Annotated in this window: 12 protein-coding genes; 7 read left to right on the top strand and 5 right to left on the bottom strand. The window is 69.4% G+C overall.

Annotated features, from left to right (window positions below; genetic code table 11):
- Nucleotides 1-233 precede the first annotated feature (233 nt).
- The 4 genes from ACFXBC_RS02860 to ACFXBC_RS02845 all read left to right on the top strand — a co-directional run bounded on the left by ACFXBC_RS02860 (nt 234) and on the right by ACFXBC_RS02845 (nt 3,810).
- Nucleotides 234-809 (top strand): hypothetical protein, encoded by a 576-nt coding sequence (locus ACFXBC_RS02860; protein WP_385017947.1) that lies wholly within the window; start codon nt 234-236, stop codon nt 807-809.
- A 39-nt stretch (nt 810-848) separates the two neighbouring features.
- Entirely contained in the window at nt 849-1,613 is a 765-nt protein-coding gene (locus ACFXBC_RS02855) for a hypothetical protein (protein ID WP_385017945.1), read from the top strand.
- 2 nt (nt 1,614-1,615) lie between these two features.
- A complete protein-coding gene (locus ACFXBC_RS02850) occupies nt 1,616-3,010 on the top strand; it encodes a hypothetical protein (protein WP_385017943.1) in 1,395 nt (464 codons plus the stop codon).
- Between the two features lie 62 nt (nt 3,011-3,072).
- On the top strand, nt 3,073-3,810 hold the full coding sequence (locus tag ACFXBC_RS02845) for a class I SAM-dependent methyltransferase (protein ID WP_385017941.1): 738 nt from the start codon (nt 3,073-3,075) through the stop codon (nt 3,808-3,810).
- 158 nt (nt 3,811-3,968) lie between these two features.
- Here the strand turns inward: ACFXBC_RS02845 and ACFXBC_RS02840 are convergent, their stop codons facing one another.
- The 4 genes from ACFXBC_RS02840 to ACFXBC_RS02825 all read right to left on the bottom strand — a co-directional run bounded on the left by ACFXBC_RS02840 (nt 3,969) and on the right by ACFXBC_RS02825 (nt 6,491).
- Nucleotides 3,969-4,145, bottom strand: a complete 177-nt coding sequence (locus ACFXBC_RS02840; RefSeq protein WP_385017939.1) for a hypothetical protein — start codon at nt 4,143-4,145, stop codon at nt 3,969-3,971.
- A gap of 197 nt (nt 4,146-4,342) precedes the next feature.
- Complete coding sequence (locus tag ACFXBC_RS02835) at nt 4,343-4,852, bottom strand: hypothetical protein (RefSeq protein WP_385017937.1); 510 nt, start codon at nt 4,850-4,852, stop codon at nt 4,343-4,345.
- A gap of 104 nt (nt 4,853-4,956) precedes the next feature.
- Complete coding sequence (locus ACFXBC_RS02830; protein ID WP_385017935.1) at nt 4,957-5,763, bottom strand: SDR family oxidoreductase; 807 nt, start codon at nt 5,761-5,763, stop codon at nt 4,957-4,959.
- A gap of 266 nt (nt 5,764-6,029) precedes the next feature.
- Nucleotides 6,030-6,491 (bottom strand): Zn-ribbon domain-containing OB-fold protein, encoded by a 462-nt coding sequence (locus ACFXBC_RS02825; protein WP_385017933.1) that lies wholly within the window; start codon nt 6,489-6,491, stop codon nt 6,030-6,032.
- Nucleotides 6,492-6,681: 190 nt separating this feature from the next.
- On the opposite strand from ACFXBC_RS02825, the gene ACFXBC_RS02820 reads away from it, so the two are divergent.
- Nucleotides 6,682-7,818, top strand: a complete 1,137-nt coding sequence (locus tag ACFXBC_RS02820) for a flavin-containing monooxygenase (RefSeq protein WP_385017931.1) — start codon at nt 6,682-6,684, stop codon at nt 7,816-7,818.
- A 149-nt stretch (nt 7,819-7,967) separates the two neighbouring features.
- Here ACFXBC_RS02820 and ACFXBC_RS02815 read toward each other — a convergent pair whose 3' ends face one another.
- Nucleotides 7,968-8,702, bottom strand: coding sequence for a TetR/AcrR family transcriptional regulator (locus ACFXBC_RS02815; RefSeq protein WP_385017929.1), 735 nt, complete (start codon nt 8,700-8,702; stop codon nt 7,968-7,970).
- A gap of 80 nt (nt 8,703-8,782) precedes the next feature.
- Between ACFXBC_RS02815 and ACFXBC_RS02810 the strand changes: the two genes are divergently transcribed.
- Nucleotides 8,783-9,445 (top strand): O-methyltransferase, encoded by a 663-nt coding sequence (locus tag ACFXBC_RS02810; protein WP_385017927.1) that lies wholly within the window; start codon nt 8,783-8,785, stop codon nt 9,443-9,445.
- A 122-nt stretch (nt 9,446-9,567) separates the two neighbouring features.
- Nucleotides 9,568-10,977: an MFS transporter gene (locus ACFXBC_RS02805; RefSeq protein WP_385017925.1), complete on the top strand. Its 1,410-nt coding sequence runs from the start codon at nt 9,568-9,570 to the stop codon at nt 10,975-10,977.
- Nucleotides 10,978-11,242 lie beyond the last annotated feature (265 nt).

Below are 11,242 nucleotides of genomic sequence, written 5' to 3'. Positions count from 1 at the left end.
GTTGGGGGGGCGGTGTTCAGCTGCCGACATCCGTGCACAGGGTGTTCGTGGTGGCGCGGTGGGGGCCCGTCTAGTGACACCCGCCGATCCACGGGGGGGATGCGGCCGGTTACTGCATCGGCCGCATCCCCCTCGTTCTACCACCAACCCCATAGCGATCACCCGACCGGACATCCCCGCACCGCACGGTCCGGCTGGCTTCGCCATGCCTGAAACGAGGAGGCAGCGACCCCGTGGCCGTTGAGATCGAGATGCGAGCCCGCTTCACCAAGGAGTTCCACGACCAGCTCGTCACCCGCCTGGAGGAGGACGGCGAGGACCTGGGTCCCGACGACAAGCACATCTACTTCTACGTGCTGCCCCACCAGCTCCTGAAGGTAACCGACAACACCGCCGCCGGCACCGCCAAGATCACCCTCAAGGGGAGCAAGATCGGGCAGGGTGTGGCCTTCGCGGAGACCGAGTTCGCCATCGCCCCCGCCGACGTCCCCTCCGCGGTGAAGGTGTTCAACGCCATCGGGTTCGAGACGGCCATGCACGAGGCGTTCAACTTCCGTCACAACTTCCGCTTCGGCGACGTCGAGATCGCGGTCAAGTGGAGTGAGGCGTGGGGCTACCACGCCGAGTTCGAGGTGCTGCTGGAGGACGGCGCCTCGGGCGCCGCCCGCGCCGAGGCCGAGGCCAGGATCACGGACGTCGCCACGGCACTCGGCGTGACCCTGATGACGGAGCAGGAGCTGGCCGACTTCACCGCCGCCTTCGAGGCGGCCGAGAAGGAGCGCGAGCAGCAGGCCGCGCCGATCCGGTAGTGAACATCACCGCGGAGACCACCAAGGGGGTGGGCACGAGTGAGCACGACCCCGTTGACCGCAAGTCTGATCGACCTGGCTGCCCGAAAGCAGCTCCCGCTCCACCAGCACATGGACCACGCCACCGTCGCGTGGATCAGCAATCACAGGCCCGACCTCCCACTGGCACCGCAGCCGGCCTTGCGCCCGCAGTCGAAGGAGATGCTCGCACTCGGCGGATTGCCCACCCGGTGGTGGGCGGAACCCCGCCTGTACACGTCGCTCCATGGAGTCCGGCACGCCATGAGGACGGCGGCCCTCGCCGCCGTCCTCGCCGAGACGAATGGCCTTGACGACACCGACACCGCCACGGCAATCCTGGCCGCCGCCGTACATGACTGCCAGCGGCGCCACGATCTGGATGACCAAGGACACGGCGCTCGCGCTGCCATCTGGCTCGCCGCCAACGCCGACATAACTTGGGGCCACTTCGGCCACGCTGCCACACCCCGGCGGATCGTGCAGGCGGTCACGGCCGTCCGACTGCACGACACCCCGTACGAAGCGTTCACCGCAGACGACAAGTCGGACCATGCCCGCGCCGAGCGCATCACCGACGTGGTCAAGGCCGCCGATGCCCTGGACCGCTACCGCCTGCCGAAGCTGAAGTGGTGGCCGGACGCCCGGTACGTGCGCGAATCTGCCTTCAGCCAACTGCGTGGCCTTGCGTTCGACTTGGTCCTGGTCTCGGAGCGGGCTTACCTCGCCGGGGCCGGCGGTACCGCAGCCGTTCGCTACGCGCTCGCCGAGAAGGGTCTGATCTGACCATGGACTTCCGCGACGCCTACCACCTGTGGGCCGACGCGCATGCCTTCTTCGGCTCCGCTCTCATCCCGAGCCCGTCCGACCACACCGACCCACTCGCCGCCCAGACCGCGGGCTGGGACAGACGTCTTGTCGAGGAGACCCCGAACGGGCAGCTGATGCGGCGCAACGCCCTCTTCGACGCCCTGAGCGGGAACGGCAAGCTGCACCTGCTACATGTCACCCACGCCTTGGAGGAGATCAGCCGACAGGGAGTGCTCTACCCGTCGGGCGGCTGCCTCGTCGGCAGCATCTACTGCGCGCCGCTCACCGCTACCGACCGAGGGTTCCGCATGCACAACCTCGGTTCCTACGTCCTGACCAAGGAAGCGCCGACCTTCCTGGCCAAGCTCGGCGTCACCGATCGCGTCCCCACTCCGCTGATCTTCGAAATCAACACCCCGCCGCAGGCGTATCGCGGCCTCGCCGGAGTGGACTACCTACGACTGGGCCTCATCCACCTACAGATCTACAGCCACCTCGAATACCTGCTGAGCAAGAACGAACGGCACCAGCTGCGCGAAACCGTCGTCAGCCGGGTCAAGAACTCGGCCACGTTCCTCGCCACCGCTTCCGCCGTCGTCTGCCAGGGCACCCAAGTCGACGCCGAGGCGTTCCTCAAGCTGCTCGACGAGACGATCCCCCGCCTACCGATACTCGGCTACCTGTACTTCGAAGCAGTAGCCGAGTACCTGATGCTCCACTCGGCCTCCCGGCACACCCGGCGCCTGGCCGAGCTTGGCGAGCTGAACAACTGGCTGTACAAGGAGATGCTGTTCGCCTCCTTTCCCGCGATGACCGGAAAGTTCGACCTGGCGCGGTTCCGGCCCCGTCCGAAACAGCTGGCCGCGCTCATCCACCGAGTCGACCCGACTATCGACACCGACCACGCGAACGCGTACCTGGTCGCGCGGGTCAGCTACCTCGTCGCCGCCCGCCTCTTCGCCGCCGGCGAGGCTCCTGAAGCCTGGCACCACACGCGCTGGGAGTTCGACTCCCTCGCCACGCAGCTCGGACCGCTCCTCGGCCACCTCATCCACAGGGAGCTGCGCACCTTCGGCCGCTACCCCGACTTCTACTTCTACTTCGACCAGCACAAGGCGCTGCAGGCCTGGAACTACTGGAACCACATGGACATCGTCGTTCCGTTCAACGGCACGATGCCCAAGGGAGAGATCGGCATCAACCCGGCCTACCCCAACCTCGAATACCGCGTCTGGCGTGCCGAGCAGGACGACGCCGGCCACCTCCACCCGGCTGATGAGCTCGCGCTGACCATCGCCCCACGCCTGGTGGACATCAAGTACACCCTCATGCGAAACAACCAGTGGACGGCCCCCGCGCCCAGCGCAGCCTGACCACCGCCACTATCCGCGGCACACACCCCATCCTGAGCAACCTCACACGCAGGAGATCCGTGATGAGTCCCTCCGGCACGCCCTCCGTCGACTGCCTCGGCGGGCAGATCGCCTCCGTCCTCGCCGACCCCGCCACCCCCCAGGGCCTCGCCCGCGCCCTCCGGGCCGCCGCCAAGGAGATCGAACTTCACCGCTACCACCACGCCAGCCGCCGTGCCTGCCCCAACGGTCACATCGACGACAAGCCCGCCAAGGTCCAGATCGGCGGAGGAGCCCACCGCATCGACGGCTTCTTCAACGTTGACCTCGTCCCGCCGGCCGACCTTCTGTGGGACGTCCGCGAGGGCATCCCTCTCCAGGACGACAGCACCGCCGAGATCTTCTCCGAACACTTCCTGGAGCACATCGACTACCCCCGCTCCGCCAAGCTCTACATCCGCGAGGCCCACCGCGTCCTCATGCCGGGCGGCCGGATCATCACGGGCGTCCCCGACGCCGCCTTCGCCCTCAACCAGTACCCCGGCCCCCTGGACGCCACCGACGAGACGATCGAACGCTGGTACGCCAAGCGCGACTGTCGCAGCGATATCAACACCCGGCTCGACCTTGTCAACCTCGTCTTCCGCGACCAGGACGACGACCCCACGTACACCCCGCACCTGTGGGCCTACGACCACGAGAAACTCGTCCACCTGTTCACCGAGGCCGGTTTCACCGAAGTCGGGACCTGGGAATTCGACCCCACGATGGCCAACCCGAAGCGCCGCTGGGGCAGCGTCTACGTCGCCGCCACGAAGTAGCCCCTGCAGCGGCCTTCGGGTCCGGGACTCCCGGTCCCGGACGCAGCCCCGTATCGTCCGCCACGACCGCCTCCAGGCCCGGCGCACATACCGTGGACTCGTACGGATCGTCCCGAAGGATCCGGCGGTCCTTCACACGGGACGCCGCGACCTACGCGTCAGCCGGAGACGGCCGGTTCCGTCGGCGTTGTCCAGTGGTGGCGCACCCACATGGCCAGCGTGAGCACCAGCTCGCCGTCCTGCCACTGCGGACCGATGTGTTCGAAGTTGCTGATGAAGAACGTGGGGCGCAGGATCGTCGCGCGCAAGCCGAGCGCCGCGATGTGCCGTTCCACTTCGCCTTTGCTCGCGAAGTGCCCTACTCGACCCGGGTTCTCGGCGCCGCCGACGGAGCGCAGACGAAGTGCGTGACGCCGGCGCGGGCGGCCGCGTCCGCGCCGGCTCTGCCCTGCCGCACTTCACCTGCCTCGCTGTCCGGCCCTTCGATGCTCTGCAGGCGATCCGGGCCGCTCAGGTCGCATCACCTTCGCCCTCAGGAGTCCTCCGGATGCGGGGAGAGGGGGCGCGCTCCCCCTTTCGTGAACGCTCTTTCCAAGGACGCTGTTTTCGAAGAAGCCCTGTTGCCATCCGTGCTTCCGGCGCGACAGTACGTGGCCCATGCGTGCCCCCGTACGGCTGAAGGGGTTGCCCTATCCGTCGTGTGCTTCGCTCTCGGTCGCAAGTGTCTGCTGGGTGGCCGCCCACGACGCCAGGAGCGCCACGTTGTCGGCGGTCGGTGTGCCCGCGGTGCGGTGTGGACGTGGAGGTGCAGGCCGGGTTCGGCGGGCAGTTCCAGGGACTCGACGTCCAGGTCGAGTCGGCCCACGATCGGGTGGCGCAGACGCTTGCGGCCGGAGCGGTGCAGCCGCACGTCCTGGGATGCCCAGCGCTGCCGGAACAGCTCACTTCGCGTCGACAATTCGCCGACCAGGGCGATCAGCTTCTCGTCGTGCGGATTGCGGCCGGCTTCCATACGTAGCTTCGTGGCGACGCCAACGGCCACGTGGTCGTAGTCGACGAAGAAATCTCCGGCCGCTGAGGAACTCCCGGATCTCGGTGCGTGGGTCCATCGTGGCCATCCCCTGACCGTAAGCCCGTCCCGCAGCCTCAAGGGGTGCCCGTCGCGGTCGTCGCGATGCCGCCGTCCACCGGGATCACTGTGCCCGTGAGGTAGGACCCGGCCCGGCCGGCGAGAAACACGGCGACACCCGCCATGTCGTCGTCCCGGCCGACCCTGCGCAGGGGGGTCGCCGCCGCGATCGTGTCGCCGATGGCATCGAGCGTGGCCGCCATCATCCGCGACGGGAACACTCCCGGCGCCACCGCGTTCACCGTGATGTGCTGCGGGCCCAGCTCTCTGGCAAGTACGCGGGTGAGCTGATGAAGTGCCGCTTTGCTGCTGGCGTACGAGTAGTTGGGCGACTGGGCGACGTGGATGGCGGCGATACTGCCGATGTTGATGATCCGCGCGGGATCTTCGGCGGTGCCCGCCTTGCGTAGTGCGGGGAGCAGCGCCTGCACCAGCCAGAACGGCGACTTGAGGTTGAGGTCGATCACGGTGTCCCATGCCTCGTCCGGGAATGTCTCCAGCGGCTCGCGCCACATCGCTCCCGCGTTGTTGACAAGGATATCGAGGCGTTCCGAGTCGGCCGTGACAAGGTCAGCGAGGCGCCGGCACTCGTCGTGCCTGGACAGGTCGGCGGGGATTGCCCGAACATCGCCGAATGCGGACAGCAGACGCTGTGCCTCCGCGCACGTGTCCGCATGGCGTGAGCTGATGACGACGCGGGCGCCCGCCTGGAGAAGGCCGCGCGCAATCATCATCCCGATTCCCTTGGTTCCGCCGGTGACCAGGGCGCGCTTCCCCCTCAGATCGAAAAGTTCTGCATGTGGGGTGAATTGGCTGTGCGCCATGGATATCCGTCTTTTCTGCCGTGGAAGAAGGGGGGAAGAATCCGCCGACACGGACACGCATTCGGGGGGCAATCGAATTGAGCTGATGGGGGAAAGCCGCAGTGCATGCCCATGGAATGTTGTCGGCGCTTTCGACTCGGCCAGGTTGACAGAGTTCAGGGCGCCTGGGAGTCCCTGGTGATACAGGTACTGCGAGAGCCCCCCGCCCGCCCTTCCCGGACGAGGAGGCCACCCGTCTCACCGTTGTGCACCGCCCCCAGCCCGTCTCACCGCTCTCCACCACCCCCGGCCCGGAACACCGGCACGCTGACGCCCGGTGTCAGTTCGCGGAACGTGACGTCCAGCTCCATCCCGATGCGGAGATCCCCCTCCGGGCAGTCGACGATCTCCGTCATCAGGCGCGGGCCCTCCGCCAGGTCCACCACGGCGGCGACGTACGGGACGCGCTCGCCGAAGGGCGGCAGGTCGTTCCGGTGCACCACCGACCAGGTGTAGAGCGTGGCCCGGCCGCTCGCCTGTTCCCAGGTGACGTCGTCGCTCCAGCAGTGCGGGCAGAACTCGCGCGGGTAGTGGTGCGGCCTGCCGCAGTCGCCGCATCGCCTGATGAGCAGTCGGCCCTCGGCGGCCGCTGCCCAGTAGGGGGCGGTGAAGGCGTCGGGTTCGGGGAGGTCGAACCGCGTGGTGGCGGGGGCAAGGGCAGGAGCAGGGGCAGATGCAGGCTTCGTCATGCGGGGATCCCCTCGTGTGGTCGGTGACGTCGACTCGCGCCGTCCGATACGTAACTGACGGTACGTCAGGTAAGTGGACGGAAGCCACCACGCACAGAGAGGCGTACACATGTGCACACGTGATCAATTCGCAATCGCTTCTGCTTTTGACCGAGACCTATCAAGCGGACAAGTCATTACGCTCAGTTCCATGGACGACACGAAGGACGACCGGCCCGTCTACGTCATAGGTGCCGGGCCGGGCGGACTGGCCGCTGCCGCCGCGCTGCGCGGGCGGGGCGTACGGGCCGTCGTCCTGGAGAAGTCCGGCGATGTCGGCGCCTCCTGGCGGCGCCACTACAACCGTCTGCATCTGCATACCACCCGGCGGCTCTCCGCGCTCCCGGGGCTGCCGATGCCGCGCCGCTTCGGGCGCTGGGTGTCGCGGGACAACGTCGTGCGGTACCTGGAGAAGTACGCCGAGTACCACAGCCTGGAGATCGTCACCGGGGTCGAGGTCACCCGGATCGACCGCGACGGCGAGTCCGGCTGGCTGCTGCACGCCACCGGCGGGCGGGAGCTGGCCGCGAGCGCGGTCGTCGTCGCCACCGGGTTCAACCACACGCCCAGGCTGCCCGACTGGCCCGGCACCGGGACCTTCCACGGGAAGCTGGTGCACGCGGGCGACTACCGCGACGCCACGCCGTACGCGGGCCGGGACGTACTCGTCGTCGGGGTGGGCAACACCGGCGCCGAGATCGCCGTCGACCTGGTCGAGGGCGGCGCCGGGCGGGTGCGGCTCGCCGTCCGTACGGTCCCGCACATCGTCCGGCGCTCCACGGCCGGCTGGCCCGCCCAGCGCACCGGCATCCTGGTCCGCAGGCTGCCGACCTGGCTGGTGGACCGGGCGGGCGGGCTGATGTGCCGGATCGCCGTGCCGGACCTGACCGGAATGGGGCTGCCGCGTCCCGACACGGGTCTGTACTCACGGGTGCGCGAGGGTGCGATCCCGGTCCAGGACGTGGGGCTGATCGACGCGGTACGGACGGGCCGGGTCGAACCGGTCGCGGCCGTCGACTCCTTCGACGACGGCAAGGTCGTACTGGCCGACGGCGCCCGGATAGCACCGGACGCGGTGATCGCCGCGACGGGCTACCGGCGGTCGCTGGAGCCGCTGGTCGGACACCTGGGCGTACTGGACGGGCGGGGCAGGCCCGTGGTGCACGGCGGGCGCACCCCGGCACAGGCGCCCGGCCTGTTCTTCACCGGGTTCACCAACCCCATCAGCGGCATGTTCCGCGAGCTGGCGATCGACGCACGGAAGATCGCCTCGGCCATCGCCCGGTGAGCCATCGCCCGGTATGCCATCGCCCGGCAGTGGGCCGGAGCGCGACCGGCGCCCGGTAGCGATCCGAAGCGCCGTGGCCCGTACTGGGGCGCCATCGGTGACGTCTCCGGTGCGACCACCGGCCGTACGGACGGTGACCCCCGGCGGCCTCAGCCCAGGCGGCGCAGGAAGGACTCGACGAGGCGGTTGGTGAAGTCCGGGCCCACGGGCTCGCCCGTCACCAGGACCCGGTAGTAGAGCGGCCCCACGATCTGGTCGGTCTCGGCCGCCACGTCGAGATCCGCGGGCAGTTCTCCCCGCCCCACCGCTCGCTCCAGTGGCGCACGGTCGCGGCGGCGCTGCTCGTCCAGATAGCGGGACCGGAACTCCTTGGCGAACGCCGGATCGTGCTGGGCCTGCGCCGTCAGGGCCCGGAAGACGGCCCCCGGATCCGAGTCGCCCAGGAAACGGCCCAGCCGGTCGAGGTGGTCGTGCAGGTCGAGCGCGATGTCGCCGTGGTCGACCGGGAGCGGCTCCTCGGCCACGTCCTGGAGGAAGGCGTCCATCAGTACGTCGGTCTTGGTGCTCCACCAGCGGTAGATGGTCTGTTTGGCGACACCGGCCCGCGCCGCCATGCCCTCCATCGTGACGCCCGAGAACCCCTTCTCGGCGAGCAGGTTGTCGGCCGCCTCCAGCACCGCGAGCCGGGCGATCTCACTGCGCCCGTGGCGGTTGCCGTGGTGGCGTCGGCCCGGTGTGCCGGCACTCCCTGCCTGCCCGGCCCCTTCCGGGGCGGCCCCTCCCCGGGCGGGCCCTTCCTGAGCGGTCCCTTCCGGGGCGGCCCCTCCCCGGGCGGGCCCTTCCTGAGCGGTCCCTTCCCGGGTGGTCCCTGCCTCAGCTCCCATGGCGCCTCCCTCTGTCCTGCCACTGCCCAGGATAGTCAGCCGCCCTAGACTGAACGCAACGGTGCGTCTACTCTACCGGCATGACCTTCACCCACACCCTGGCCGACCCCCGGGTCGAGACCGCGCTCAGCCGGATGTTCGCGAACGCCGAGCAGGACGACGCCACCGAGGCCCGTACGCGGGCCGAGCGCCCCCGGAGCGCCGAACCGAGCACACCGCAGGAGCGCGCCGACGCCGCGGCGGAGATCTACATGCCGGTCTCAGCGGCGGGCGGCCGGCTGCTCTACAACCTGGTGCGGGCCGTCCGTCCGGCCACCGTCGTGGAGTTCGGCACGTCCTTCGGCATCTCCACGCTGCACCTGGCCGCCGCCGTACGGGACAACGGCACCGGGCGCGTCATCACCACGGAGCTGAGCAAGGACAAGGTCGCCGCGGCCCGCCGCACGTTCGCCGAGACCGGTCTCGACGATGTGATCACCGTGCTGGAGGGAGACGCCCTGGAGACCCTCGGCGGTCTCGACGCACCCGCGGACTTCGTCCTGCTCGACGGCTGGAAGGATCTCTGCCTGCCGGTGCTGCGACTGCTCGAACCACGGCTGGCCCCCGGCACACTCGTGGTGGCCGACGACGTGAATCTGGGCAGTCTGCTTCCGTACCTGGAGTACGTACGCACACCGGCCAACGGCTATCAGTGCGTGACCTTCCCGGTCGAGGACGGTATGGAGATCAGCTGCCGTCTCTGAGCACCGCCACGCACCACCGAGCACCACCGAGCACAGCACCGAACACCGAACACCGAGCACCGAACACCGAGCACCGAACACAGCACCGAACAGCGCCGAGTACGAGAAGGAGAAGACCGAGGATGTGTGCCGCCTGCGGCGTACCCACCCATCTGGCCGAGCTGGACGCGGCCCTGACCGCCGAGGCGCAGACCGCGGCCCCGGCCGCCGGCACCCCCGCCGGCATACCCGTGGCCGCGGCAGCCGGCCCCTCCACCGGTACGGCCGCCCCCGCACCGGCCGGCGGCTCCGCCCCGCCCCCGAGATTCGCCGCGCTGCGCAACCGGGACTGCCGCCCGTATCTGTTCGGCGCGGCCCTGGCGATGATGGCCGACAACATCGAACACGTCATCACCTACTGGGTGTTGTGGCAGACCTTCCACTCCCCCGCCCTGACCGGCTTCCAGGTCATCAGCCACTGGGTGCCGTTCCTGCTGCTCTCGATGTGGTTCGGATCGCTGGCCGACCGTTACGACTGCCGCCGCATCATCCAGGCCGCGCAGGGGCTGTTCATGGCCGTCTCGATCACCTGGGGCGTCCTCTTCCTCACCGACTCGCTGCACATGTGGGAGGCGTGCGTCCTGCTCGTCCTGCACGGTCTGGCCGGATCGCTGTGGAGCCCCGGCGAGCAGCTGATGCTGCACGACTTCGTCGGCCCGGCCGAACTGCCCAGCGCGGTAAGGCTGAACGCCACCTTCCGCAGTCTCGGCGTCCTCTTCGGCCCCGTGGTCGGCTCCGCGCTGCTGCTTGGGCTCGGCCCCACGGCGGGCATTTTCGCCAACGTCGCCTTCTACGTACCGCTGACGCTCTTCCTCTTCCGCACCAAGTTCACCGGCCACACCCGCGACCACCACAGCAGGCCACGGGTGGGGGCGCTGGAGTCGCTGCGCGTGCTGCGGGAGATCGGCGCCAACCGCACCCTGGTCAGCATGATCATCCTGGGCGGCCTCGGCTCCTTCTTCGTCGGCGCCTCGCTCCAGTCCTCGATGCCGATCTTCGCCCATGACCTCGGCGCGGGCAGTGCCGGAACCGCGTACGGGGTGCTGCTCTTCGCCAACGGCGCGGGCGGGGTCATCGGCGGCATCGTGCTCGAAGCCACCGGGTGGGTGAAACCCCATGTGCCCGCCGCCGTCATCAGTACCGCCATCTACGGTCTGACCAGCCTCTTCTTCGCCCTCACCACCAGCTATCCGCTCGCCCTCGGACTGCTGCTGGCCGGTGGCGTCGCCAATCTGGCCTCGATGTCGATCGGCCAGACCGTCGTCCAGCTGATCGCGCCCGCCGCCGACCGCGGCCGGGTCCTGGGCGTGTACGGGATGTCCGCCAACGGGCTGCGCGCGGGCAGCGGTTTCACGGTCGGGCTCCTGGGCGCCGCGATCGGCGTCCACGCGTCGCTGGGCTTCAGCGCCGCCGCCCTGTGCCTCGGTACCGGCGCCGCCGGACTGCACGCCCTGCGCGGCCACCGGCGCGGGGCCCCGGCGGAAGCGGGATAAGGCCGGGGTGGGGCGGTCCCCGGCCGGAGCGGGGTGGACGAGAACCGGCCGTCGGCGCCGTGCGGCGGTATCGGGCGGTGCCGTACGGGGAAGACTCGCCCCGCCGGCTGCCCGCCGCCCACACCCCCACTGCACCCGCTGCCCGCCACCCCCGACTCCCACGCCTCCCGCCCCTCCCGGAGTCTTTGCTTGCAGCGGTGTTCCTGACGGGCCGTCAGTTCAGTAATCTGACTAAGCGTCAGGTAGCTTGGCCATCGAGCAGGAG

Origin of the sequence: Streptomyces sp. NPDC059398, from assembly GCF_042751845.1 — a bacterium.
Lineage (GTDB): Bacteria > Actinomycetota > Actinomycetes > Streptomycetales > Streptomycetaceae > Streptomyces.
Note: the sequence above shows the minus strand (reverse complement) of the source record. Positions and strands in the feature narration are given on the sequence as shown.